The sequence below is a fragment of the Allobosea sp. RIT-PG3_2 genome (assembly GCF_057321085.1).
Genome location: NZ_JBXWCA010000004.1, coordinates 400,176 through 424,664 on the forward strand (window position 1 = coordinate 400,176; position 24,489 = coordinate 424,664).

Annotated in this window: 19 protein-coding genes; 6 read left to right on the forward strand and 13 right to left on the reverse strand. The window is 67.3% G+C overall.

What is annotated here, in order from left to right; all coding sequences use genetic code 11:
- Complete coding sequence (locus tag AC2FAN_RS15185; RefSeq protein ID WP_485175124.1) at positions 1–1,755, forward strand: ABC transporter ATP-binding protein; 1,755 nt, start codon at positions 1–3, stop codon at positions 1,753–1,755.
- A 28-nt stretch (positions 1,756–1,783) separates the two neighbouring features.
- On the opposite strand, the gene AC2FAN_RS15190 is transcribed toward AC2FAN_RS15185, so the two are convergent.
- From AC2FAN_RS15190 to AC2FAN_RS15250, 13 genes are all read right to left on the reverse strand, one after another.
- Complete coding sequence (locus AC2FAN_RS15190) at positions 1,784–2,644, reverse strand: glycosyltransferase family 2 protein (protein WP_265050482.1); 861 nt, start codon at positions 2,642–2,644, stop codon at positions 1,784–1,786.
- A 16-nt stretch (positions 2,645–2,660) separates the two neighbouring features.
- A complete protein-coding gene (locus AC2FAN_RS15195) occupies positions 2,661–4,118 on the reverse strand; it encodes a polysaccharide pyruvyl transferase family protein (protein ID WP_265050481.1) in 1,458 nt (485 codons plus the stop codon).
- The gene (locus tag AC2FAN_RS15200; protein WP_265050480.1) at positions 4,115–5,299 is read right to left on the reverse strand and encodes a hypothetical protein; all 1,185 of its coding nucleotides are present in this window, start codon (positions 5,297–5,299) and stop codon (positions 4,115–4,117) included. Before AC2FAN_RS15200 ends, AC2FAN_RS15195 begins: the two co-directional genes overlap by 4 nt.
- A complete protein-coding gene (locus tag AC2FAN_RS15205; RefSeq protein ID WP_476806148.1) occupies positions 5,296–6,477 on the reverse strand; it encodes a polysaccharide pyruvyl transferase family protein in 1,182 nt (393 codons plus the stop codon). Before AC2FAN_RS15205 ends, AC2FAN_RS15200 begins: the two co-directional genes overlap by 4 nt.
- A 36-nt stretch (positions 6,478–6,513) precedes the next feature.
- Positions 6,514–7,818, reverse strand: coding sequence for a glycosyltransferase family 4 protein (locus AC2FAN_RS15210; protein WP_265050478.1), 1,305 nt, complete (start codon positions 7,816–7,818; stop codon positions 6,514–6,516).
- A 2-nt stretch (positions 7,819–7,820) separates the two neighbouring features.
- On the reverse strand, positions 7,821–10,007 hold the full coding sequence (locus AC2FAN_RS15215; protein WP_265050477.1) for a glycosyltransferase family protein: 2,187 nt from the start codon (positions 10,005–10,007) through the stop codon (positions 7,821–7,823).
- A gap of 2 nt (positions 10,008–10,009) precedes the next feature.
- Positions 10,010–10,777, reverse strand: a complete 768-nt coding sequence (locus tag AC2FAN_RS15220; RefSeq protein ID WP_265050476.1) for a hypothetical protein — start codon at positions 10,775–10,777, stop codon at positions 10,010–10,012.
- On the reverse strand, positions 10,774–12,021 hold the full coding sequence (locus AC2FAN_RS15225; protein ID WP_485175128.1) for a glycosyltransferase family 4 protein: 1,248 nt from the start codon (positions 12,019–12,021) through the stop codon (positions 10,774–10,776). Before AC2FAN_RS15225 ends, AC2FAN_RS15220 begins: the two co-directional genes overlap by 4 nt.
- Complete coding sequence (locus tag AC2FAN_RS15230) at positions 12,018–12,848, reverse strand: class I SAM-dependent methyltransferase (protein WP_485175130.1); 831 nt, start codon at positions 12,846–12,848, stop codon at positions 12,018–12,020. Before AC2FAN_RS15230 ends, AC2FAN_RS15225 begins: the two co-directional genes overlap by 4 nt.
- Positions 12,845–15,136 (reverse strand): glycosyltransferase, encoded by a 2,292-nt coding sequence (locus tag AC2FAN_RS15235; RefSeq protein WP_485175132.1) that lies wholly within the window; start codon positions 15,134–15,136, stop codon positions 12,845–12,847. The genes AC2FAN_RS15230 and AC2FAN_RS15235 overlap by 4 nt, the downstream gene beginning before the upstream one ends.
- 151 nt (positions 15,137–15,287) lie before the next feature.
- Positions 15,288–16,082: a calcium-binding protein gene (locus tag AC2FAN_RS15240; protein WP_265050472.1), complete on the reverse strand. Its 795-nt coding sequence runs from the start codon at positions 16,080–16,082 to the stop codon at positions 15,288–15,290.
- Between the two features lie 300 nt (positions 16,083–16,382).
- Entirely contained in the window at positions 16,383–17,738 is a 1,356-nt protein-coding gene (locus AC2FAN_RS15245; protein ID WP_265050471.1) for an HlyD family type I secretion periplasmic adaptor subunit, read from the reverse strand.
- Positions 17,735–19,489: a type I secretion system permease/ATPase gene (locus AC2FAN_RS15250; protein ID WP_485175135.1), complete on the reverse strand. Its 1,755-nt coding sequence runs from the start codon at positions 19,487–19,489 to the stop codon at positions 17,735–17,737. The genes AC2FAN_RS15245 and AC2FAN_RS15250 overlap by 4 nt, the downstream gene beginning before the upstream one ends.
- A 325-nt stretch (positions 19,490–19,814) precedes the next feature.
- On the opposite strand from AC2FAN_RS15250, the gene AC2FAN_RS15255 reads away from it, so the two are divergent.
- The 5 genes from AC2FAN_RS15255 (at position 19,815) to AC2FAN_RS15275 (ending at position 24,485) form a co-directional block, all read left to right on the forward strand.
- The gene (locus AC2FAN_RS15255) at positions 19,815–20,429 is read left to right on the forward strand and encodes a MarR family transcriptional regulator (RefSeq protein WP_265050469.1); all 615 of its coding nucleotides are present in this window, start codon (positions 19,815–19,817) and stop codon (positions 20,427–20,429) included.
- A complete protein-coding gene (locus AC2FAN_RS15260) occupies positions 20,378–21,571 on the forward strand; it encodes a glycosyltransferase (protein ID WP_485175137.1) in 1,194 nt (397 codons plus the stop codon). The genes AC2FAN_RS15255 and AC2FAN_RS15260 overlap by 52 nt, the downstream gene beginning before the upstream one ends.
- Before the next feature lie 91 nt (positions 21,572–21,662).
- Positions 21,663–22,568 (forward strand): LysR substrate-binding domain-containing protein, encoded by a 906-nt coding sequence (locus AC2FAN_RS15265; RefSeq protein WP_485175139.1) that lies wholly within the window; start codon positions 21,663–21,665, stop codon positions 22,566–22,568.
- Between the two features lie 100 nt (positions 22,569–22,668).
- Positions 22,669–23,499, forward strand: a complete 831-nt coding sequence (locus AC2FAN_RS15270; RefSeq protein WP_485175140.1) for an NAD(P)-dependent oxidoreductase — start codon at positions 22,669–22,671, stop codon at positions 23,497–23,499.
- Complete coding sequence (locus AC2FAN_RS15275) at positions 23,499–24,485, forward strand: Bug family tripartite tricarboxylate transporter substrate binding protein (RefSeq protein WP_485175142.1); 987 nt, start codon at positions 23,499–23,501, stop codon at positions 24,483–24,485. The genes AC2FAN_RS15270 and AC2FAN_RS15275 overlap by 1 nt, the downstream gene beginning before the upstream one ends.
- Positions 24,486–24,489: the final 4 nt, after the last annotated feature.

Here is a 24,489-nt window from a genome sequence, read left to right on the forward strand (position 1 = left end):
ATGGATCTGATCAAGCGGTTCGCCGCCTATTATCGGCCGCATCGTGGCCTTTTCCTGCTGGATTTCTGCTGCGCGGTCGCGGCCGGCCTGCTCGAACTCGCTTTTCCTGTCGCGGTGACGCTGTTCATCGACCGGCTGCTGCCGACCGGCGAGATCGGCATGATCGCCATCGCCGGTGCCGTCCTGTTCGTCGCGTATCTGGCCAGCGCGGGCCTTCAGGTCGTGGTCACCTATTGGGGCCACATGCTCGGCATCGGCATCGAGACCGAGATGCGCGCCAAGGCCTTCGACCACCTCCAGAAGCTCTCCTTCGGCTTCTTCGACAACCAGAAGACCGGCCATCTCGTGGCACGGCTGACCAAGGATCTCGAGGAGATCGGCGAGGTCGCCCATCACGGCCCGGAAGACCTGTTCATCGCGGTGATGACGCTGATCGGCGCCTTCGCGCTGATGATGTGGGTGCACGCCCCGCTCGCCATCATCACCGCGCTCGTCGTGCCGCTCACGGCGTTCGTCACTATCCGCTACGGCAGCCGCATGACCACGAACTGGCACGCGCTCTACGGCCGGGTCGGGGACTTCAACGCCCGCATCGAAGAGAATGTCGGCGGCATCCGCGTCGTCCAGGCCTTCGCCAACGAGGATCACGAGCGCCGGCTCTTCGCCGAGAGCAACCGCCATTACCGTGACACCAAGCTCCAGGCCTACAAGCTGATGGCGGCGTCGACCTCGCTCTCCTATCTCTCGATGCGCTTCGTGCAGGTCGTGGTGATGCTGGCGGGCGGGTGGTTCGTGGTGCGCGGCGAGCTGTCGGCGGGTGGCTTCGTCGGCTTCCTGCTGCTGGTCGGCGTGTTCTTCCGCCCGGTCGACAAGATCAACGCGGTGATCGAGAGCTATCCGAAGGGCATCGCCGGCTTCCAGCGCTATCTCGCCTTCCTCGAAACACGGCCGGATGTCGCCGATCGGCCCGGCGCCAATCCGATCCAGCGGCTGAAGGGCGACATCGCCTATCGCGACGTACGGTTCGGGTACAGTGCGGAGAGGCCGGTCTTCGCCGATCTCAGCCTCGATATCCGCGCCGGCGAGACGATCGCTTTCGTCGGTCCCTCCGGCGCGGGCAAGACCACGATCTGCTCGCTGCTGCCGCGCTTCTACGAGGTCTCGGGCGGCGCGATCCTGATCGACGGCATCGACATCCGCGACATGACGCTGAAGTCGCTGCGTTCCAATATCGGCATCGTGCAGCAGGACGTCTTCCTGTTCGCCGGCTCGATCCGCGACAACATCGCCTATGGCCGGCTGGACGCGACCGAGGATGAGATCGTCGAGGCGGCCCGCCGCGCCCGGCTCGACGGCGTGATCGCGGCGCTGCCGCAGGGCCTCGACACGGTGATCGGCGAGCGCGGCGTCAAGCTCTCCGGCGGCCAGAAGCAGCGCCTCGCCATCGCCCGCATCTTCCTGAAGAACCCGCCGATCCTGATCCTCGACGAGGCGACCTCGGCGCTCGACACCGAGACCGAGAAGGCGATCCAGCAATCGCTGGCGGAACTCTCGCGCGGCCGGACCACGCTGGTGATCGCGCACCGGCTCGCCACCATCGCCAATGCCGATCGGATCGCCGTGGTCGAGAACGGGCACGTCGTCGAGCAGGGCAGCCACGCCCAGCTGCTCGCCCGCAAGGACGGGCGCTATCGCAGCCTGCATGGTGCGCAGGCCGCCCAGAGCGCTCCGCCCTCAAGCCCCGCGGTCGCCTGAGATCGGGATACCGCCTGCGGCGTCCGCGTCAGAACAAGCCGCGGAAGCTGTCGGGCAATCGCCAGGCTTCGCCGCCGGCGATGTCGAGCGGCGCGACATACATCGTCCCGACCTCGCCGCCGCGCTCCGAGGGCTTGATGCCCTCGATGAAGCTTTGGCAGTAGCGCTCGATCGCCTCGTCCTCCCACTCCCGGCGTTCCAGCCTGTCGAAGCTGCGGTAGAGGTTGAGCAGATCGAGATCGCTATTGCGCTGGTGGTGGCCCTGATCGGCCTGGGCGAAGTCGAGCCCGCGCGTCAGGGATTGCCGGTGCACGCGCTCGCCGAGATCGGCGTATTTCAGGTGGAACAGATAGGCGCCGGAGAAATGCGGCGGGCGGTTGGCGTGGTGGAAGCCGCCGCCCCAGCGCACAGGCTTGCGCACGATCAGCGTCTTGCACATCGGCGAGACGAAGCGGACATGGCCGCGCTGGCGCAGCACCGGGCCGTCGAGCAGAGCCGCGTTCTCCTCCTGCAACATCGGCGTCACGTTGAAGCCGATGCAGGTCGCGTGCTCGAAATCTGTGGCATCCAGCCAGTCGCCGAAGCTCTCGAAACGGCGGGGATCATGGCTGATGAACTCGTCGCAATCGCAATAGATCACGGTTTCGTAGAGTTCGAGCAGCGCACCGACGAGCTTCGAGATGAAGCGTGCGCGCTCCTGATCGTCCAGCGCAGAGCGGGGATAGCGCACGACGCTGACCCCCTGCAGGGTCTCGCGGATTTCCTCGTCGCTGTCGTGATCGACGACATAGAGGTTCTCGCGCCCGACGAGCCCGGAATAATACTCGATCCAGCGCGAGACGTAGAACGCCTCGTTGTACTGCATCGTCACCACGGCGACCTTCTTCATCGCTGGTCTCCGCCGATCACATCCGGTGTGGGACGCCGTTATGGTCGAGGAAGGCCCGCATCCGGTCGTAGGAGGCCGCATAGGACTTCGCGAGCCCGTTCAGCGCCGCCTCGCGATAGACCGCGCGCCAACCGCCCTCTGCCAGCGCCTCCTCGGGCACGACCGGGATCTTCAGCGTCTCCGCCAGTTCCTGGCTGCGCGTGTCGTAGGCGACCAGAACGCCCGGCACTCCGTGTGCGACGGCCGGCAGCACGCCGTGGACGCGGTAGCCGACCGCGAGGTCGACGCTCTGCGCGAAGCGGTCGTAATCCTCGACGTCGAAGAAGGTGAAGAGCTTGCGCTCGTAGATCTCGCGCATGCGTCGGTCGTCGGGGCCGTCCCACCAGCCGGTCCTGGCGAATTCGGCGATGGCCTTCTCCTTCGCTTCCTCGTCGCGCAGGAAGAAGGCCTTCTCCTCCTGCTCGCCATGGGAGGACATCACCATCTCGCTCTGGCCGTCGACCTTGAGCAGGGCGGCGCGTTGGTTGCGCAGATAGGCTTCCGGATCGACCGTGTAGCTCTTGTCGGCCTCGCGACGCAGGCTGAAGGCGACCTTGCGGATCTCGCGCTGATCGGGGACGCGGATATGCAGGTCGCGGTTGCGGGTGCGGAAGATCGAGGGGCAGCCGACGACCTCGACATTGCCGATGCCGTTGCGGCGGAGCGTCTCGGCGCTGAAGGCGCCGCGCACGCCGATGGCCGCAGAGCGGTCTCCTACGATCTGCCAGAAGCGCTTCGAGGCCTCGGACAGCTCGATTGCGCGGTTCTGGCTGGCCTGTGCGCCGACGCCGATGGCGTAGACCGGCAGCTTGACCTTCTCCAGCACCTCGACGGCCTTGAACCACTCCATCTTCTCGTGGATGAAGTTCGAGCCGCGCACGAAGACGAAATCGAAATCGCTCGCATAGCGCTCGATGTCGGCCTCGGTCGGGTTCATGATCTTCATCGGCTCGAGATGCGCATAGCGCAGCAGCTTGAGCGTGGAGTCGAAGACGATCATGTCGCCGATGTTGAAATAGTCGGCGAGCAGCCGCTCCAGCGGGGCGCGATACCAGCGCACCTTGTCGTGTTCGTAGACCTCGCCGGCGGGATAGATGACGAGGGCCCGCAGGTTCTTCGCCGTCGCGACCGGGCGCAGCTCCGAGCCGGGGGCCAGCGCGCCGGTGCGCGCATCGGCGACCGCAATGGCACGCAGCCGCGTCTCGGGCAGGGCGGGCAGCGGGATCGCGATCTCGGCGACGGTCGCGTCGCCGGTGACGAGGGCGCCTGGATGGATCGTGGCGTAGTCCTGCCCGTCGAGCAGGAGCCTCAGGGACGGCCAGCCTCCGCCCGGTTCGCGGGCAACGAGCACGACCACCTCTTCGGTGGTCGCACGCAGGATCTTCATGGTCTGCACGGTCTGGCTGGCGGTGAAATCGTGAGCAGGCGCGTTCATGGTGTCTCTTTCACGATACGGACCTTGATGCGGACGAGGTCGCGCTGCGGCCCCATCTTGCAGCCGGTGACGTGCATCTTGGTCATGAACAGGTAGGGCTCATCGCCCGTCGTCTCGAAATTGCGCGAGGGCGAGGCGGGGTCGGCGACGGCGCCATAGGCGTAGCGCACGCTGTCGCCGCAATCCTTGCTCCACATCGTCGGATGGGTGAGCAGGGTCTGCAGCGGAGACCAGTTCCTCAGGTCCTTCGACCAGCTATAGGCGACGCGGCCGCCGGCAACGCCCTGCTTCGCGTCTGGGCCGAGATGGAAGATGGAGAGCCATAATCCGCTCGCCTCGTGGCGCGTCACCGAGCCGACCGTCGTCGGCAGCACCTTCAGCGGCTGGCAGGGCTTTGCCTGCGCGGTGTCCTGACGGTAGGGGTCGACGGCCGGAACGGTGAAATCCTGCCCGTCGAAGGCGCGCCAGGCCTTCGCATCAGTGATATCGGTCGTGCGGTAGAGGCAGGTGCCGCCCTTCTGGCCCTCGCCGCCGGTCGTCGCGATCAGCGCATACCAGGCGCCGTCCTTCTCGACGATGTTGGAGGGGTTGAAGAAGCCGCGATGACGGCCCTGCCCGACTTCCTGCCGGAAGGCCGGGGCGGCGACGACGGTGGGCGGATCGTCGACCTTGAAGCTTGCGCCACCGTCGCCGGAGCGCGCCGCCGTCACGACGTTGTACCAGCAGGCCATGCCGTCCTTGAACTTGCAGGCGCCGGGGTGGCGGTCGGCGTGATACTCGTCATGCATCAGCGCGTAGACGTCGCGCCCGTCCTTGGTCCAGGTCGCGGCGATCCAGCTCATGTCGCTGAACTGGCTGGGATCGGCGCTGTTCTTCGCCTCGAAGGAGATCGCGCAGGTGGTCTTGATGCGGTCGAGCCCGTTGCCAATTAGCGCGCGGTTGCGATGGTGGCTGGCGAAGGCGACGACTTCGCCCTTGTCGTCCCGGAAGGCGCGCAGCGGCGCGTCAGGGATGTGCCATTCCTGGCAGCGCTCCTTCGACCAGTCGAAGACCGTCTCCTCCTGCGCGCCGGGGGCGATCTCCAGCCGGTAGCGCGGGCCTTCCGCGGCACCGGCGAACGAGGCGGGCAGCAGCGTCGCGAGGAGCAGCGCCGCGCGTGGGAGGCTGCGGGCGGTCCTCATGCCACCTTCCGCTGCGGCTCCGCAGCCGCGCGGCCCGCCATCTTATTGTCGACGCGGTTCTCGACCAGGAAGTCGCGCATCCGCCCGTAGACCTGGGCGTAAGCCGCGTTGAAGCGGTCGAAGCGTGACTGCTCCCAATAATCCTCGAGCCTGAAGTCCTGGCCCGAGAAGACGTCGACGCTCGGGATCTTGAAGGTATCCGCGAATTCGACGGTGCGGCTGTCATAGGTGAAGTAGATCGAGGGCGTGCCGTTGGCGAGCGCCATCAGGTTGCCGTGCAGCCGGTAGCCGAGGACAAGGTCGAGCCCGCGCACCAGCCGCTCATATTCGGCGACCACGTCGGAATAGAACATGCGGCTCTGGTAGAGCCCCTCGACCTGCTCATCGAGATACCAGTCGCGCGCCCAAGCGTTGTCGCGCAGCGCCGCCATGGCTTGCGCCTTCTGCTCGGGTGTGCCGAGCGCGAGCTTCTTCTCCTCGACCTCGCCCTGCGACATCAGCGTGACCTCGAAACGGTCGGCCATCGCCTTCACCAGCGAGCGGTGGAAGGTGAGGTAGCGCTTGATGTCCTGGGCATAGGTCTTGGAGACCTCGCGCCGCAGCGTGACACCAGCCGTCTTGACCTGTTCCAGCGGGGGCAGGCGGATGGCGAGGTCGGGATTGTTGTTCCGGAACGCCGTCGGGCAGCCGATGATGCGGACATTGCGGATGCCGAGATCGTTGAGCACTTCGGCCGAATAGGTGCCGCGCACCCCGAGCGAAGCGGTGGAATCGGAGATCAGCTTGAGGACGGTCTTGGTGTCTTCGCTGAGTTCGAGCTTGCCGCTGACGGGGGCCTGCGCGCCGATGCCGAAAGCGATGACCGGCAGTTTGAGGCGGCGCAGCACCTCGGCCGTGCGCGACCAGTTCATCTGCGCGTGGATGTAGTTCGAGCCGCGCAGGAAGACGTAGTCGTATTCGGCATTGAAGCGGTCGATCGCGGCCGGATCGACATGGGCGATCGGCAGCTCGTCGAGCTTCTCGAAATTCAGAAGCTTGAGCGAGGAATCGAAGACGAAGGCGTCGCCGATGTTGTGATAGTGCTCGATATGGCTGGCGAGATCGGCATAGCGATACCAGCGCACATTGTCGTGGTCGTAGACCTCCCCGGACGGGCTGATGACGAGGATGCGGGCCATGGTTCGGTTCTCCCCTGTTTTATGGTGCTGTTGGCTTCAGGCGATCATCGCGGCGGCGTCGCGCCGCACCGGCGCTGGCTGACCCCGTTCGGCGATGAGGCGGCGATAGAGCTCGAGATGCGTTCCGGCGCATTCGACATGGCTGAGCGGGCGCTTGATGCCGCCGCGCAGCCGGTCCCAGAGCTTCGGCTCGGTCAGCGCGCGGGTCATGCAGTCGACGAGATCCTCCGGGCTGCCGGAGCGGAAATGCAGGCCGTCGACCTCGTCGGTGATCTTCTCGGCCATGCCGCCGAGATTGCTCGCCAGGATCGGGCGCCCGTGGAAGAACGCCTCCTGGATGACGATCGGCGAGTTCTCCCACCAGACCGAAGGCATCACCACCCAGTCGACCGAGCGCATCAGGTTCGGCATCTCGTGGTTCTGGAAGGCGCCGCAGAAGCGGACGCGGCGCCCGGCGCTCTCGACCAGCTTGGCGAACTTGTCCTGATAGGCCTGCGGCTGGCGTTCGAGGTTGCCGCCATAGACGAGCAGGATCGCATCGTCGTCCCAGAGCGAATCGGGAATGCGGGTCACCGCGTCGATCAGCACGTCCGCGCCCTTGTAGGGCGTGAGCTGACCGAAATAGGCGAAGCGCGAGCGCCGCGTCTTGCCCTCGGGCAGGGCGCGCGGCGGGGCGGGCGCGGCGACGTCGATGCCGTTCTCGATCACCGAGAAGCGCTCCTCGGCCAGGCCCCAGTCGGTGAAGCGGTCGGCGAGGAAGCGGCTTGGCGAGACGAAGTGGTCGGCGAGGCCCAGCATGCCCTTGATGAAGGTCTCGCGCGCCAGGAAGCGGGCCGGCGAGATGTCCGGGAAGCAGGCGTTGCAGTCGGTTGGCGAGGACCGGTAGCAGAGCTTGAAAGCGCCGGTCTTCACCATCTGGCCGTGGTGGTGGCAGATGCTGAGATATTCGTGGAAGGTCACGACGATCAGGGCGTCCGGCAGGGTGTCGCGCACCGCGAACAGGCATTCGAGCCCGAGCCCGATGAAATGGTGGAAATGCACGACGTCCGGCTTCAAATCGTTCAGGACGCGCACGAAATCGCGCTCGATCTCTTCCGTCGCGCGGTTGGAGATCAGGAAGTGGTCGTAATCCTCGGCGTAGTAGAGCAACTCGCCGCCGCGCTGCCGCAGGCTCATCAGCGCCGTGCCGGCATGGCGGGGCGTCGGCGCACCGATGCGGGCGAGGTAGTGGGAATCGACGTCGGTGCTGGCCTGCAGACCCTTGTGCAGGTTGTAGGACGCCATCTCCGCGCCGCCTAGCGAGAGCGAGGGATGGCCGTGGGATATTACGAGAACCCGCATCCTCAGCCTTTCATGTTGGAGATGGCGAGCGCCCAGCGCCGGTCGAAACTCGTGCGGTCGGCGAGCTGGGCGAGGGTGCCGACATGCGGCGTCGCCATGTCGCCGTCATCGACCGCGTAGACCTCGACCTCCGGCACCCAGAGCGAGGGCGATCCCGCCATCCTGAGCTTGAGGCAGAGATCGAGCCCTTTCTCCGCCGTGGTGAAATAATTGCGCGCGAAACCGCCGACCTCGACGAAGGCGGCTCGCGAGAGCACGCAGCATTCGCTCGCTCCCGCTGCGACCTCCATGGGGCCGAGATTGCCGACCGCCTCCAGCGGATAGCCGACGAAGCGATTGGCGATGCGCCGGCTTGCGCCTTCGCCCTCCAGCCAGGCGCCGGCCCAGCGGATGGAATCGTCCTCGAAGAGCAGCGTCGGGCTGGCGACGCATTGGCCGCCGCGGGCGCGATAGGCCCGTTCGAGCCTGCCGAGCCAGCCGGGCATCCTGATCTGCGCGGCGCCCGACAACATCGCCACCGTCTGGAAGCGGCAGGCGCGGACGCCGGCCTCCAGCGCGTCGCAGGCATCCTCGACACCCTCGACGGCGACGAGGCGCACCGAGAGCCCGTAGAAGCGCGCGAGCCGGCGGGCCTCGGCGCCGACGCGGTCGAAGCTCTCGGAGGGTGCCGCCAGCACGATCGGCAGGGGCCTCACCTCTGGGTCCATCGCCATCAGCGCGAAGAGCGCCGACAATTCGCGGTGGCGGTGGTCGAGCCCGACGACGAGGCCGAGCGCAGCCTCCGGATCGAAGGCGCCGACATCGACGGTCTCGACGGCGCGTGGCGGCGCGATCTCGGCCGCCTGCAGCGCTGGCGCGATCTGGCGTTCGACCACGGCGCTCGCCGTCGAGGAGCGCGGGTCGAGCAGGCCGAGGATGCGCTCCAGCGTGCGCCGCGCCTGGCCGCGATTGGGTTCGAGCGGCAGGAAGGCCGGGCCGGTACCCTGAACCTCGAAGGCGAGGTGGAGCGGCTGGCCGGGTTCCGGCACGAGCTTCGGCGCGAAGACGATGAAGCCGTGGCTGTTGCGCCGCGAGGCCAGGGCCGGGCCGAAGCGCGGGTCCTCCATGAAGGCCGCGGTCACGTCCGGTCGCTGCACGCGCGTCCAGAGCCGGTCGACGGCGCAGGACTGGCTGCCGCTGCGCAGCGTGACGGCATCGACCCTGCGCTCGGGATCGAAGAGCCAGCCGATGATCAGGACGCCGGTGTTCTCGACGATGGTCACGGCGTCGATGCCGGCGCGCACGGGATCGTCGAGCAGGCAGACGGTGTCGCGGCCATCGAAGCGCTGGGAGGCGCGGCGCAGCTTGTCCGCGGTGGCCTGCGGGGCCGTGCCGCGCTGCAAGCCGTCGCGCAGATGGCCGGGGACGGTGATCGGGTCGAGCAGGACGTAGCGCTCATAGACCTCGAGCGCGCGCCAGCCGTCATTGCCGCGGAAATACAGCCGCTCGATCTCGCCGGGATGCTGAGCGTGGCAATCCTCGAGCAGGCCGTAGAAACCGCGGGCGCCCTCGCCGAGATCGTCGCGCTCGAAGGTTCCCGCTTCCAGATTGGCGGGGGAGAGGCCGCCATGCGCGATCAGGAGCTTGATCCGCCCGGCCGCGAAATGGGAGGTCCAGCCCTGCAGGAAGATGCCGTCGCCATCGAGCGAACCCATCACCTCGACGAAGCCGCCCGGCCGGGCGACGGTCTGCAGGAGCATGGCGACCGCCCGCAGGCGGCGCGGATTGGCGGCGCCGGTCAACAGCACTTCGAGCAGGCCGTCGACGACGCTCGGAAAGGCCTGGCCGGCGTCCTCGGCGAGCTCGGACAGGAAGGCCTGCAGCGGCAGCGGCTTCGGCGCCAGGATCAGGCGCAGGGGACGGCCGGGGCGGCCGATCAGGAGCGCGCCGTTTCCATCCTTGTCGACGGTCGGCGCCGGGGCGAGGCAAAGGAAGCCGGTCGCCGCCGAGGACTCGGCCTGGGGCCGGCGCCAGCTCAGGACCATGGTCTGTGCGCGGTTGCGCGGATTGCCGTCGACCGCGACCGGGACCTTCGCGGGAATCGCGTCGCAGGCGCTGCGGACGAGGATGGCGTTCTCGCCGAGCGGCGTCCAGGCGATGGTCGGAGCCGGGCTGATGGCAGTCCTTTCGGGAACGATGACCTCGCTCATCGTCAGCCTCCCCAGATCGTGACGGCGAGCGTGACGAAGGACATCACGGCGGCGAGCCCCGACAGGAAGCCGAGGATCACGGTGACCTGCCGCAGCGGCGCGCGGGCCTCCTTGCGAATGGCGGTCAGGCGTTCGTCGAAGGCGCGGAGCGTGCCGTCGAAGCGGAGCTGGAAGACGTCGAGCTCGCCGAGGCGCCGCGCGATCTCGCTCTGCGTCTCGGCATCCATCTTGGCGGCCTCGGCAAGCGCGTGGCTCTCTTCGAGACGCGCGGCGATGCGATCGAGCTTCTCGCTCAGATCCTTCTGGGCGAGCTGCCCGCGCCGGTTCAGCGCGATCAGTACCTCGACCTTGTCGAAGAAGCGCGCGAGCGGCACGGCGATCGCCGCCTCCGCCGCCAGCTCGTCCGCTGCCGGCAGACGCAGCTCCAACTGGGTCCCGGTCGTCGGCGAGACGCCGATGACCGTAAGGCGCGCGCGCGCCGCGACCAGCGCGTCGTCGAGCTCCATCGAGAAGGCGTGCTTGCCGTCGCCGATGCCGTTGCGGCGCAAATCGATGCGGCTCTGGTCGGCCTTGATCTCGCGGGCGAGCTTGCCGTCGCAATAGAGCTTCACCGTCATCGGCTGGTCCGGGCGGGTTTCGTCCCAGATCCAGCCATGCAGGCGGTTGCCGTCGAGGGCGTCGACCCGTCCGTTCAGCCGCGCCGGGTTGATGGCCGGCGAATCAACGCGCGGCAGGCGGATTTCGTTGTCCTGTTGGGGCGCTGTGGTCATGCGGCCTCCGCAAGCTTGAGGCTATCGAAGAGGGCGAGATGGCGGCCGGCGCATTCGGCGAGCGAAGGCTGCGCGGCGATGCCGTCGACGAGGCGCTGCCAGAGACCGTCCTCGTCCATCGCCCGGCGCATCGCGCGGGCAAGCGCGGCCGGGTCGCCCGGCCGGACATGGAGCCCGTCGATCTCGTCGCGCACCATCTCGGCCATGCCGCCGATGTTGCTGACGATCAGGGGCCGGCGATGCTGGAACGCCTCCTGGATGACGAGCGGCGCATTCTCCCACCAGATCGAGGGCATCACGACCCAGTCGACTTCGGCCATCAGTGCCGGCACCTCGTGGCGGCGATAGGGGCCGCAATGGGTGACGACGCCTTCGGTCGTGGCGAGGGCGGCGTCGAGCGCCGTGGTGAAGGCTTCGCTCTGGAACGGGGCGCCGCCATGGATGCGCAGCGAGAAATCCTTGTCCCCGGCCGTGCGCAGCAGCCGCGCCGCCTGCAGCAGCGGCAACACGCCCTTCCACGGGTTGACATTGCCGAAATAGCCGAAGCTAATGCGCCGTTCGGCGCCGTCCCGATGCGGAGCCGGCTCCTGGGCAGGGCGCGCATTGGCGATGACCTCGATCTTCTCGGCCGGCAGGCCCCATTCGGCATAGCGCTGGCGCAGGAAGCGGCTGGGAGCGACGAAGCGGTCGACGGCCGCGAGATGCGTCTTGATGAAGCGCTCGCGCAGCAGGAAGCGGTCGGAGCCGATCTCGGGAAAGCAGCCATGGCAGCCGGCGGGGGAGGCGCCCGAGCAGCGCTGCCGGTCGCCGGGCCGCACCATCAGCCCGTCATGATGGCAGATCGAATAATAGTCGTGCAGCGTCATCACGATCGTCGCCTCCGGCAGCAGCCGGCGCGCCAGCGTCAGGAATTCCGCCCCGATCAGCACGAGATGATGGACATGGATCACGTCCGGCCGGAACTCGTTCAGTAACGTTCCGAGGTCCTGCAGCGTGCCGTAATGGTCGATCTGGCTCAGGTGGAAGCGGTCGAAATGACCGCTCCACAGCACGACATCCTCGCCGACGGATTGCAGCGCGGTGCCGGGATGGGGCTGGCGGTGGATCGCATTGGTGGCGCCGAGGAAGAGCACTTCGCAACCCTGCTCGCGATAGGCGCCCGCGAGGTCATGCGCGAAAATCTCGGTCCCGCCCGGATGCAGCTCGGGGTGGTTATGCGCGACGACGAGGATGCGGCGGGTCATCGGCCGCCCCCCGGTTTCGTCGCGATCAGCACGTCCTGGTAATGCGCCGCGCTGATGCCGCGCCAATGGCCCGGCCGCAGGTTCTCGACGGTGAGCCCGGCCTGCGCCGCCTGCTCCAGCAGGAAGGCCGTATCGATGCCGGCAGCGGCAAGCGGCGCCTCGTCGATGGCGTACCAGCCCGGCCCGTCCTGCCAGCGCTTGAACGAGAGGCGTTCCAGTCCCGTGCTGCCATCGATGGCGAAGGCGGTCAGGAAGAGGCGCCCGCCCGGCGCCAGCAGGCGCGCGGCCTCCTGCAGATAGACCACGAGTTCGTCGGGCGGCAGATGCGTGGCGACCGAGATCATCGTGATGAAATCGAAGCTGCCGTTGGCGAAGCCGAAACGGACCTCGATGCCCGGCAGCGAACCCTGCGGGTTGTAGAGGGGATGGGCGATGTCGAGGCGCTGGAAGCGGAAGCGCGGATAGGCCGGCGTGATCGTCTGGGCGCACCAGAGAATGCCGTCCATCACCGGGTCGACGCCGTCATAGCTGCCCCGTGCGGGATCGAGATATTGCGTCAGCGGCACCGCCATGCGGCCGATGCCGCAGCCGATGTCGAAGACCCGCTCATGCGGCTGCAAACGGCCGATGCGGATGAAATGGCCGAGGAATTCGGCGCCGATGGCGCGATAGTCGCCGTCGCCGACGAAGATCGAATCCGGCGGCGGGTGCGGCATGAAGCGGTTGGTCTGCAGCGAGGCCAGCAGCCAGTCGAGTTCCGGCCCCGCAGGGCCGCTCGCGGGCGCCGGCTCGGGCGCGATCTGTCTCAAGGCCGTCATTGCCGTCATGCCGCGGTCGCTCTCCTGAAGGTGAAGCGGGGGGCGAGATTCGGCTCGCTCGGAGCCGGCTCGTGGAGCGCGGGCTCCGCCGCCGAGGTCTCGAAGGCCAGCATCAGCGCATCGATCTGCGCGTCCCAGCGCCGCGTCTGCAGCCAGGCATTGTGCTGGGAGGCGGCGCCGCGCGTGTAGTCGACGCTGCGGGCGATGGACTGCCGCTCGAGATGATAGAGCGCGACACCGGGCGCATAGACGATGCCGAAGCCGGCGCGGCGGACCTTGAGGCAGAGATCGCTGTCCTCGTAGTCGCCGATCACATAGCTCTCGTCGAAACCGCCGAGCTCGGTGAACAGCGCATGCGAGATGACGATGCAGGCGCCGGTGACACCGGGCACCGGGCGCTCGACATTGGCCGGCGCATAGCCGCCCGGCATGCCCTTGAAGTAATGGTGGTTGAGCCAGGTGCCTTTACTGTCGCGCTTGAAGTAAAGCCCGGCGTGCTGCAGCGAGCCGTCGTCATAGAGCAGCTTGGGCCCGACGGCGCCGACCCGGCCGCGCCGGTCGAGCTTCTCGATCAGGGCCGGCAGCCAGCCGTTTTCGGCGGGGATCACATCGGAATTGACCAAGGCGAGCGCCTCGCCGCGGCCCTGCCGGGCGCCGGCATTGCAGGCTGCCGAGAAGCCGCCGTTGCGCCCCATCACCACGAGCCGCATCGGCAGGCCGTAGGCGAGGAACAGCCCGCCGAGGAGATGGGCGACCTCCGCCTCGTGCTCGGGTGAATCGAGCACGTAGATCAGCTCGGCATTCTCGACGAACCAGGGATCGCCGGCGAAGGCGGAGACCTGCACGCGCAGGAAATCGTAGACGCGGTAGAGCGGGATCACGACCGAGGCCTTCGGCCTTGCCGGCGCCCGCCCGTAATCCTTGACCGCTGGCTCCGGCCGGTTTTCCTGCAACTCGTCCTGGCAGGCGGCGAGGATCGGGGCGAGCGTCGCCTCCAGCATCGCGGATGTCAGGTATTGCGGCGGGATCGCCGACAGCGCCTTGGCGCGGATCGTCGTCGCGTCGGCCGGCTGCACCGGCGGGCGCAGCGTCAGCGTCGTGCCGGATTTCAGCTTGATCTCGCAGCGCGGCTGCAGCACCGGCGCGCCGGCGGCATAGTCCGAGGCGAAGGCGGCGAAGCCCGTCGCGGCGCGTGTCTCGCCTTCCGCGCCCGTCGGCAAGCGCACCGGAAAGCGCTGCAGGCGCGCGAGCATGGCGATCGGTTCGCCAGCGCCGCGATGCAGCAGCACCTCCTCGAGCAGATCGTCGGGATCGCGCAGCCAGCCGCCGATCAGCAGGCCGGCGCCGTTACAAACCGCCATATCGAGCTCGGCGGCCGGGAGATCGTCGTTCCGGCGGACATGCTGGACGGCGAGCGGAACCCGGCGCTGCATCTCGACGGCCAGCAGCCGGCCCTGCTCGGACAAACCCGCGAGCTGCTCGACCACCCAGTTGCGCAGGCCGTCGCGGCTCGCCGCCTTGCCGGCCCACCAGCGGCCGAGCGACGGCGCCGCCTGCCGCCCAGGGAGAGCCCGGACCACGAGAGAGCGTTCGCCCTGGAGGATCAGCAGCCCGCCGCCACGAATGGGCGGCTCGTCCAGCACGAGGTGAAGCTCGCGCTTGCCGCTGCGATCGGGAGTGCCGAGGCGTGAGCCGAGGTCGAGGCGGGCGAGGCCGGCGCCGTCGAGGCGCGAGGCCGTGCGCAATTCGCCGAAATCGGCCGGGACGATGGTCTCGAACAGCCACCGGCCCTCGACGAGCGCCGCGGTCGGCTGCATCGCGGCGGGCTTCGGAAACAGCGTCAGCAGAAGCTGGCGCAGAAAGGACAGATAATTCGGAATGGCGGAGAGGCCGAACAGAGGCGGCCAGGCCCGCACGAGTGCATTGGCCAATGTCAGCCGAGCCTGCGGCGCGAGCTCCTTCAGAAGTTCGCGGGGATCGACCAGCCCATGGACGAGCGCCGGGTCGAATGCTGCTGTGACATCGCCCTGCGGGCTCTGGTCGGACAGAGTCGCCACGATGTTGTCATGGCCCGAAGAGCGGAACGCGATCGCGAGCCGTTCGCGGCCATCGCGCAATCCCAGCGAGACCGATGCCGCCGCAAGACGACGGCCGCCTCCCGTCAGCGCAATCGACGGCTTGCCGAAGGGCGAGGCCTCCAGCGTCCAGCAGAGCAGGAAGACCGAGCCGCCGAGGCGGTGGAGCTCAAGCTGGGTCGGGGCAGTCACGGCCATGGTGACGGGCGCAAGTGAAAGCATGGAGGCATCCCTGCGGCACGGAGGGTCCTGGGGGCGCACCTCGCGAAAGCGGAGGCCACTTTCCCGGGGAGCGTTTGCTCCAGAACGGAGATCGGGCACGGATTCTGCCCGCCCGGCCGTTTCCAGCCGGGCGGACGGAACGCTGGATCGATCAGGCGACCGAGAAGTACGAGTTCGGATCGGCCTGGACGTCTTCGGCCGACACGCCGACGAGCGTCAGGGTGTCGCCATGGCCGAGGTCGATGACGGTGTTGCCGCCGACCGAGGTCGCACGCGCAGCCACGTCCTCGGCAGAGGCCACACCGGTGCCGTTGATGTCGGACGCGATCTGCAGGATGTCCGAGCCGGCCTCGAAATCGAGGACGACGTCGTTGCCGCCGCCACCGGCGAAGACGAAGACGTCGCTTCCGGCACCGCCATGCAGCGTGTCGTTGCCGGCACCGCCGAACAGCAGGTCGTCGCCCGCGCCGCCCTGCAGGATGTCGTCGCCGGCACCGCCGTAGAGGACGTCGGCGCCATCGCCGCCCTGGAGGACATCGTTGCCGATGCCGCCCTGCAGGATGTCGTCACCCGGACCGCCCTGCAGGATGTCGTCGCCTTCGCCGCCGATCAGGACGTCGTCGCCGGCGTTACCGCGCAGGATGTCGTCACCGGCGCCGCCGGTGAGCACGTCGTTGCCCTCTCCGCCGAACAGGGAATCGTTCCCTGCGTCGCCCGAGAGGACATCGTCGCCGAGCCCGCCGAAGAGGATATCGTCACCCTCGCCGCCGAACAGGGCATCGTTGCCGCCGTCGCCGTAGAGCAGATCGTTGCCCTCTTCGCCGAAGAGCGAATCGACCTGATCCCCGCCCTTGACGATGTCATCACCCGCTCCGGCGAGGATCACGTCGCTGAATCGACTTCCAATCAAAAAGTCGTCGAATGCACTTCCTTCGATCGTCGCCATCCGGCACCTCCTAGGCGATCTGGTGAACCCGAACCCCTTGGCGGCGAAGCCGCCGAAAATGGAAGTTCAGGAACGGTTCCGACAGCTCCGCATAGTCATGCTGTCGCTCGACGATCTAAGAATTACTCAATGAGTGCGATGCAGCAAGGCTTTTATTGTGACGATTTTGCGATGCAGCACAGTTTAGCCTTTATTTTATAAAGATTATTCTTTCGATGATTGCGTGAATATACTTCCAAAATTGAAATATGAAGTCGAGCGTACGAGATGCCGCCGCGGTCGATGCCGCGCCGCGCCCGGTCAGTCCTCGCGGAAAGCACGATTGAAGCTGTCGGTGAAGGGCGAGATCAGATAGTCCACCGCCCGGCGTGCGCCGTTGACGATCATGACCTCCGCGGTCATCCCGGCATGGAGCGGGACCTTGTAGGCGCGCAGGCTCTCGGGATCGATCTCGGCGCGCACCACGAAATAGGGCACGCCGGTCTTCTCGTCGACGAGCTGGTCGGGGGCGACATAGGTCACCTTGGCCTGCAGCGGCGGCAGCAGGCGCGAGTTGAAGGCGGTCAGGCGAACGCGCGTGCCGGAGCCGACGCGAACCGCATCGATGTCGCGCGGATCGACCTTGGCCTCGACGATCAGGGGCTCGTTCTCCGGCACGATGTCGAGGATCGCCTCGCCGGCCGCGATCACGCTGCCGGCCGTCCGCATCCGGATATTCGCGACGATGCCTTCCTGCGGCGCGGTCACGATCAGCCGGCGGAGCACGTCCTCGGCCTGGACGATGCGCTCGGTGACTTCCGACAGCATCAGCTGCGCTTCCTGGATCTCCTTGGCGATATCGTTCTGGCGTTCCAGGCTGATCGACAGGATCTCCAGATTGGCGCCGGCCACGGCCTGCTCGGCCTTGGCCTTGCGCGCGGCGAATTCGCCGGCCCGGCCGGAAAGCTCGCTCTGCTTGGTCTGCAGCTCGACGAGCTGGCTGCGCTTGGCGTAGCGCTTCTCATAGAGCTCGCCGACCGTGCGGACCTCGTCGTCGATCAGCGAGCGCTGGTGGTTGGTCGCGTCGATCTGCGCCTTCAGCGCCTCGGCCTCGGCCTGGTGCTGCTCGATGACGCGCTGCTGGATGTGAACCTTGCCGTTGTGGACCTGGGCGCGCGACTTGAACAATCCGCGCTCGGCCCGCAGCACCTCGCGCGCGATCGGCGTCACCATCCGCTCGATGTCCTCTGGAAAGGCGACCTCGTTCGCCTCCGTCTGCTCGGCCCGCAGCCGGGCGAGCTTGACGTCCAGGCCGATGCGCTTGGCCTGCAATTGCTGCAGCTCGGCGCGGGCGCGGGCATCCTCCAGCCGCAGCAGCGGCTCGTCCCTGGCGACCCGCTCGCCCTCGGCTTTCAGCAGGGTCTTGAGAATGCCGCCCTCGAGATGGCTGACGGTCTTGCGCTTGCTGTCGACCGCGACGATTCCCGTCGCGACGGCGGCATTGTCGAGCTGCGCGGTCACTGCCCAGGCGCCGAAGCCGCCGAAGCCGACGCCGATCGCCGTGACGCCTGCCAGCACGAGGCTGCGCAGGCTCGGGACGCGCTCGTCCTCCGTCTCCGGCTCCGCCTGCGCCACGAGCGCATGCTCGGGGCGCTTGATCAGAGAACGTCCGGTCATGCCTTCACCTCGCGAATCGGGGTCGGTGCGACCGGCGCATTGGCGGCGGGCTCCATCTCGACGCGGCCACCGGGCGTGATCATGCCGGCGATGGCGGCGCGCGGGCCGAATTGCTGCACCCGGCCTTCGCGCAGCACGAGGAGCTTGTCGACGACCTGCATCACCGAGGGGCGGTGGGCGATGAGCACGACGATCGCGCCGCTCTCGCGAGCAGCGGCGATGGCGCGGATCAGGCTCTGTTCGCCCTCGGCGTCGAGATTGGCGTTGGGCTCGTCGAGCACGATGAGGCGCGGCGAGCCGTAGAGCGCCCGCGCCAGGCCGATCCGCTGACGCTGGCCGCCCGAGAGATTGAAATCGCTGTCGGCGACATTGGTGTCGTAGCCGAGCGGCAGCCGGCCGATCAGCTCGTGCACCCCGGCGATGCGGGCGGCCTCCAGAATGGCGCGGGGATCGGGCTCGCGCATGCGGGCGATGTTCTCGGCGATCGTGCCGTTCAGCAGCGAGACCGATTGCGGGAGATAGCCGACCATCGCGCCGAAGGAGCCGCGCTCCCACAGGAAGGTGTTGTGGCCGTCGAGATAGACGCCGCCGACATTGGGCTTGAGGACGCCGACGAGCAGCCGCGCCAGCGTCGATTTTCCGGCGCCGGACGGGCCGACGATGCCGAGCACCTCGCCCGGCTCGAGCGAGAAGGAGACGCTCTTGATCACCGTCTGCTCCGAGCCCGACGGCGCGAAGACGACGCGGTCGACCACGAGATCGCCCTGGCAGGCCGGGGTCGGCACCGTCTGGCGCTGCGAGGTGCGCGAGAGAACGAGTTCGCGTACGCGCTTCCAGGCGGCCGCAGCCAGGACCCATTGCCGCCAGTCCGTGATCATCGAATCAAACGGCGCGAGCAGCCTGCCGAGCAGGATGCTGGCGGCCATCAGCGTGCCCGCGGTGACTTCGTTGCGGATGATCAGCACCGCGCCTGTCGCATAGACGGCCAGCTGCATCGTCATGCGTGAGGAACGGGTCAACGCAGCGATGAACTTGCCGCGGCGCGTGCCCATGTCGAGCTGCTCGATCATCGCCAGCTGCTGGGCGCGCCAGCGCCGGGACAAAGCGGGCAGCATGCCCATGGCCTCGATCGTCTCGGCGTGGCGCAGGCTGGCGCCGACTTCGTTGATGCTGGCGACGCCGGCCTCGTTCGCCTCCTTGAGCACCCTGCGGGTCAGCATGTCCGACATCACGCCGAGCAGGAGCAGGATGATCAGCGAGGCCACGCCGACCAGCCCGTAGACCGGGTGGAGCGCGAACAGGACGGCGAGGAAGACCGGTGACCAGGCCGCCTCCAGCGGGGTCGCGATCGCGGAACTGGCGATGAAGAAGCGGATATCGTTGAGGTCGCGAATCGCCTGGGTCGCCTGGCCGGAGCCCTGCTCCAGCGATGAGCTCACGGCCGCCTGCAATGCCGGCAGATTGAGCCGGCGTGCAAAAATGCTCGCCATGGTCTGGAAGGTCAGGGAGCGGATGAACTCGACCGTTCCATAGAGGGCGAGCGCGCCGACCGCGATGACGAGCAGCATCGTGAGCGTGTCGTAGCTATGGCTGACGATCACCCGATCCTGAACCTGCATCATGAAGAGCGGCACGGTCAGCAGCAGCAGATTCACGCAGAGGCTGAGGAACGCCGCATAGCCGAGGCCGCCGACGAAGGACCGCTGGAGACTCCGTATCAGAACGTCGGACGCTGGCTTCACCGCCTTCATGCATGTCTCCAGGAGTGAGAATTTGGCGCGGGGAAGCGACACAGCGGCCGCCGCAAGCATGCCCGCTATCAGCAAGGCAAACGTGATACGGAACGAGTGTCAAGATTATGACAGATTAGAACGCTAGTCCATTGAGTCGGAAGAAAGCAAATGGGGCAAAACTATGCAAAACTTTGAATTTCGAATTAGTTTCCGGTCATATCTGGATTGATGCAATCTTAATTGTTAGCCAATGTATGTGGCATGTGCTTTGCCTATAGGCTCTAAGGAGCGAAGGGGATCAAAACGGGTGGATTGTTCAATTTTCGATCAGGCGGAGTAAGGGATGCACTTCAAATTGCATGGCGGCGAGCAATTCCTAGGCAGATCCTTGAACGGCCACCATCAGGCCAACGGTTCGGACGACCTCGACGAGGGGCCCGACCGCAGAATTTCCCCGTTCGACCTGGCGCGGGTCGTCGAACGCGTCAGCCGGCGCTTTCTGGATTATCTGCGCCTCGAGCTGACCAAGCTCGGCATCGACGACATCTCGCCATCACAGGTGATGGTCCTGATGACGATCGGGCAGGGCGAGATCGCGGTCCGCGATCTGCTGGACCGCGGACATTATGGGGGGTCCAATGCGTCCTACAATCTCAAGCAGCTGGTCGAAAGCGGCTATCTCGACCGTGGCGCCTCGCCGCGGGATCGCCGGCAGGCGCGGATATCCCTCTCCCTGAAAGGGCAGATGCTGTGCGAGCGGCTACGCCTGCTCGACGAAGCCAGCCAGGTCGGCCAGCGCCTCGAAAGCAATAGAGACACCGATCTCAACACCACCCATGAAACCCTGCGCCAGCTCGAGCAGTGGTGGAACGACGCACTCCGTTATGGCGGGGTCCTGCTCGCATCATGCATGTCCTATTCGTTCATCGCGCAGGATCTGGTCAATTCGCTGCTCTGATCGCGAGCCTCGTCGCCCAGGGCGACGAGGTCACGCTGATCACGGAACGCCCGGCGCAGGAGCAGCCGGGCGTCAGCCAGCTCGTCTATTCGGTGGAGGAGACGTCGACGCGGCATGCCGCGCTCGCCGCCACCGAATATCATCTGCGGACGGGCGAGGCGGTTGCAGGGTTGATGGAACGCCTGAAACACAGCGATCCGCCCGATGTCGTCCTCGGACATATCGGCTGGGGCGGGATGCTGTTCGCCCGCGACGCGCTGCCGAATGCGGCGCTGATCGGTTATTGCGAATATTATTATCGCAGCGTCGGGTCGGATCTGGATTTCGGTACGGCCGAGCCGATTCCGGCAGAGGAGCGCCACCGCGTCCGCATGCGCAACGCTGCTCAGCTTCTCGCTCTCGATGCGCTCGACGCGGCCTATGCTCCGACGCAGTGGCAGCGGCAGCAATATCCGGCGGCTTATCGCAAGCGCATCGCGGTCTGCCATGACGGGGTCGACACGGCTTTCTGCCGGCCCGATGCGCAGGCTTCCTTCACGCTTCCCGATGGCCGCGTGCTCTCATCGGGTGCGCCGGTCGTCACCTTCGTGGCGCGCGATCTCGATCCTTATCGCGGCTATCCCCAGTTCATGCGTGCCGCCGCGATCCTGGCCGAGCGCTATCCGGACCTGATATTCGTGGCGGTCGGCGGCGATGGCTCGGGCTATGGGCGCCCACGCAGCGACGGGTCGAGCTGGCGCGATGCGATGTGCGCGGAAACCGGCCTGGCCGATCGGGTCATCCATATTCCCTGGCTGCCTTATGAGAGCCTGATCCGGCTGTTCCAGGTTTCGGCAGCCCATGTCTATCTCACCGTTCCCTTCGTGCTGTCATGGTCGTTGCTCGAGGCGATGGCCTGCGGCTGCCTCGTCGTCGGATCGGACACCGACCCGGTGAAGGAGGTGATTCGCGACGGGGTCAACGGGTTGCTGACGCCGTTTCACAACGAGCGCCTGCTCGCGCAGCGCATCGAGCAGGCGCTGTCCCATCCCTTGTCGACGCTGTCTCTGAGACGGGCTGCGCGCGAAACGGTCGTCGCCGGTTACGAGCGTGAGCGCTGCATCGACCGGCAGATCGGCTGGATCCGACAGCTCGGCGATTAGAAAAGCGAGGTGTTTGTAAGCCGGGAGCTTGCTGGTACCGGTGGGGATCGCTTTTCCGTCAGCGGTCGCCATGCAGGGGCCAGACAATCCAATGCGCGTGGATGTTCTCGGGCTTCAGGCCTTCATCAGCATCGCGGAGCGCGGCAGCTTCCGCGCCGCGGCGTCGCATCTGAACCTGTCGCAGACCGCCCTCAGCCACCGCATCCGCAAGCTCGAGGAATCGCTGGGCACGCCGCTGTTCCTGCGCACCACGCGTCAGGTCTCGCTGACCGCCGCCGGCACGACGCTGCTACCGCGGGCGCGCCGCATCTTCGAGGATCTCGGATCCGCGCTCGACGAGGTCAGGGTCGATGTCCGCGAGGGCGACGAGCAGGTCTCCGTCGGCTGCCTGCCGACGGTCGCCGTCCATTGCATGCCGCCGGTGATTGCAGCCTTCGCGAAGCGCCATCCCGGCATCGGGGTGAGGATCCACGACAATTCGGCTTCGGAGATCGCCGACAAGGTCCAGTCCGGCGAGGCGGAGTTCGGTGTCACCATCGTCGCGGCGAATCGCTGGGACCTGGAGCTTAAGCCGGTCGTGAAGGAGCCTTTCGTGCTGGTCAGCCATCGCAGCATGCCGCTGGCACAGGCGTCGTCTCTGACCTGGGCCCAGCTGCAGGGCGAGCCGTTGGTGCGCATCAGCGCCGAGACCGGCAACCGCATCCTGATCGACGATGCGCTGGGGGCGCGGCGCGAGAGCCTGACCTGGCGCTACGAGGTGCAGCGGGTCGTCACCGCCGTCAGCCTCGTGCGCTCCCGCATCGGCTATGCGATCGTTCCGCAGTTCGCGCTCGACGCCGTCGATGACGGCGAACTCGTCGCCGTGCCGCTGCGCGCGCCGGCGGTGACGCGCACGCTCGGCATCATCACCCGAAAGACCGTGCCGCTGCGCCCGGCGGCGCGCGATCTTCTCTCGCTGTTGAGCCAGGCGCTGAAGCGATCGGTCTCGCCGCGATGAGATGAATGAAATTAATCAATCGCTGCATTCTTATCATTTGATGAAGCAATGAGCCTGTTCCACCCTTGCTGCGGGAAGAAACGCGCAGGGAGTGGCGACGATGTCTGGTTCGACACCGGCGACGATCGCATTCATCGGATTCGGCGAGGTCGGGCAGAGCTTTTCGCGCGGCCTGCTGGCCAACGGTGCGGCCGGCATCGGCGCCTATGATCTGCTGTTCGGCAGCGGGGCGGGACGGCGGCTGGAGGATGCGGCGAGCCAGATCGGCGTGACCTGCGGTGCGTCACCGGCGGAGGCCGGCGCGCAAGCCTCCTTCGTCTTCTCGGCGGTGACAGCCGATCGTGCGGAGGCGGTGGCTGTCGAGGCCGCGCGCTGGCTCAGGCCCGGCCAGATCTTCGTCGATGTGAATTCGGCGGCGCCTTCGACCAAGCAGCGCGCCGCCAAGGAGGTGGAAGCCAGCGGCGCCGATTATGTCGAGGCGGCGGTGATGGCGCCGGTGCTGAAGCCCGGCATCGCGGTCTCGATCCTCGCCGGGGGCCCGAAGGCGCAGGCTGCAGCCCAGGCGCTCAACGGGCTCGGCATGAACCTGACGGCGGTTTCCGAGGCCTTCGGCCGCGCATCGGCGATGAAGCTCTGCCGCAGCATCGTCATCAAGGGGCTGGAGGCGTTGATGGTCGATTGCGCCGCCTCCTGCGAGGCATGGGACGTCAAGGACCCGGTCTTCGCGAGCCTGCACGCCACCTTCCCCTCGATCGATTTCCATGCGCTCGCATCCGACATGCGCGAACGCGTCGCGACCCATGGTGTGCGCCGTGCGGCCGAGATGCGCGAAGCGGCGGAGATGCTCACGGCTGCCGGGCTGGAGCCCGGCCTCGCCAGTGCCGTCGCCGATGCGCAGCAGCGCGGGGCACGCCGCAAGGGAGGCGCCTGATGCAGCCCGATCGCCGCTCCGTTCTTGCCGGCCTCGGCACGGCCGGGCTCTCCGGCTTGGCATCGACGCAAGCCCGGGCCGAATGGCCGAGCCAGATCATCCGCCTCGTCGTGCCCTTCACCCCCGGCGGCAGCACCGACGTGCTGGCGCGGCTGATCGCCGCCAGGCTGGAACGCGCGATCCCGGGCAAGGGCTTCGTTATCGAGAACCGGCCGGGGGCCGGCGGCATGACGGCGGCGGGCCAGGTCGCGAAGTCCGAGCCCGATGGCCATACGCTGATGATGGGGCATATCGGGACGCTCGCCTTCGCGCCCGCTCTATATCCCAATGTGCCCTATGAGCCGGTCAAGGATTTCCAGCCGGTCGCGCTTGTCGCGATGGTGCCGAACATCCTGGCGATCAATCCGAAGCTGCCGGCCAAGACGCTCGGTGAGTTCGTGGCCTACGCCAAGGCAAATCCCGGCAAGCTGAACTACAGCTCGGGCGGGCAGGGCAGCGCGGCCCATATCGCAACGGCCTATCTGACCTATCGCGCCGGTATCGAGGCCGTGCACGTGCCCTATCGCGGCACGGCGCCTTCGGTGAACGACCTCGTCGCCGGCAATGTGCAGTTCACGCTGACCGGCGGCCCGGCCGTGCTGCCGCTGTCCGAGGGCGGACAGCTCAGGGTGCTCGGCGTCGCCAGCCGCGAGCGCGTCGGCTTCGCGCCCGAGTTGCCGACGCTGGCCGAGAGCGGTCTGCCGGATTTCGAGGCGGTGCAGTGGTACGGCGTGGTGGCGCCCGCCAAGACGCCGCGTGCGATCGTCGATCGGCTCAACCGCGAGATCAATGCGCTGCTCGGCCAGCCCGATTTCGCCGCTGCCCTGGCCCGCGACGGTGCGATCGCCCGGCCCGAGTCGCCGGATGGCTTCGGCAAGTTGATCGCTTCGGAGCTGGCGCTGTGGCGCGACGTGATCACGCGCGCCGGCATCAAGGCATCGGAGTGAGGCG

Bases quoted from the DNA above. Each gene is read 5' to 3' on its own strand.
- AC2FAN_RS15185 (WP_485175124.1), top strand. From the start codon at position 1: ATGGATCTGATCAAGCGGTTCGCCGCCTATTATCGGCCGCATCGTGGC.
- AC2FAN_RS15190 (WP_265050482.1), bottom strand. From the start codon at position 2,644: ATGAAGAAGGTCGCCGTGGTGACGATGCAGTACAACGAGGCGTTCTAC.
- AC2FAN_RS15195 (WP_265050481.1), bottom strand. From the start codon at position 4,118: ATGAACGCGCCTGCTCACGATTTCACCGCCAGCCAGACCGTGCAGACC.
- AC2FAN_RS15200 (WP_265050480.1), bottom strand. From the start codon at position 5,299: ATGAGGACCGCCCGCAGCCTCCCACGCGCGGCGCTGCTCCTCGCGACG.
- AC2FAN_RS15205 (WP_476806148.1), bottom strand. From the start codon at position 6,477: ATGGCCCGCATCCTCGTCATCAGCCCGTCCGGGGAGGTCTACGACCAC.
- AC2FAN_RS15210 (WP_265050478.1), bottom strand. From the start codon at position 7,818: ATGCGGGTTCTCGTAATATCCCACGGCCATCCCTCGCTCTCGCTAGGC.
- AC2FAN_RS15215 (WP_265050477.1), bottom strand. From the start codon at position 10,007: ATGAGCGAGGTCATCGTTCCCGAAAGGACTGCCATCAGCCCGGCTCCG.
- AC2FAN_RS15220 (WP_265050476.1), bottom strand. From the start codon at position 10,777: ATGACCACAGCGCCCCAACAGGACAACGAAATCCGCCTGCCGCGCGTT.
- AC2FAN_RS15225 (WP_485175128.1), bottom strand. From the start codon at position 12,021: ATGACCCGCCGCATCCTCGTCGTCGCGCATAACCACCCCGAGCTGCAT.
- AC2FAN_RS15230 (WP_485175130.1), bottom strand. From the start codon at position 12,848: ATGACGGCAATGACGGCCTTGAGACAGATCGCGCCCGAGCCGGCGCCC.
- AC2FAN_RS15235 (WP_485175132.1), bottom strand. From the start codon at position 15,136: ATGCTTTCACTTGCGCCCGTCACCATGGCCGTGACTGCCCCGACCCAG.
- AC2FAN_RS15240 (WP_265050472.1), bottom strand. From the start codon at position 16,082: ATGGCGACGATCGAAGGAAGTGCATTCGACGACTTTTTGATTGGAAGT.
- AC2FAN_RS15245 (WP_265050471.1), bottom strand. From the start codon at position 17,738: ATGACCGGACGTTCTCTGATCAAGCGCCCCGAGCATGCGCTCGTGGCG.
- AC2FAN_RS15250 (WP_485175135.1), bottom strand. From the start codon at position 19,489: ATGAAGGCGGTGAAGCCAGCGTCCGACGTTCTGATACGGAGTCTCCAG.
- AC2FAN_RS15255 (WP_265050469.1), top strand. From the start codon at position 19,815: ATGCACTTCAAATTGCATGGCGGCGAGCAATTCCTAGGCAGATCCTTG.
- AC2FAN_RS15260 (WP_485175137.1), top strand. From the start codon at position 20,378: ATGCATGTCCTATTCGTTCATCGCGCAGGATCTGGTCAATTCGCTGCT.
- AC2FAN_RS15265 (WP_485175139.1), top strand. From the start codon at position 21,663: ATGCGCGTGGATGTTCTCGGGCTTCAGGCCTTCATCAGCATCGCGGAG.
- AC2FAN_RS15270 (WP_485175140.1), top strand. From the start codon at position 22,669: ATGTCTGGTTCGACACCGGCGACGATCGCATTCATCGGATTCGGCGAG.
- AC2FAN_RS15275 (WP_485175142.1), top strand. From the start codon at position 23,499: ATGCAGCCCGATCGCCGCTCCGTTCTTGCCGGCCTCGGCACGGCCGGG.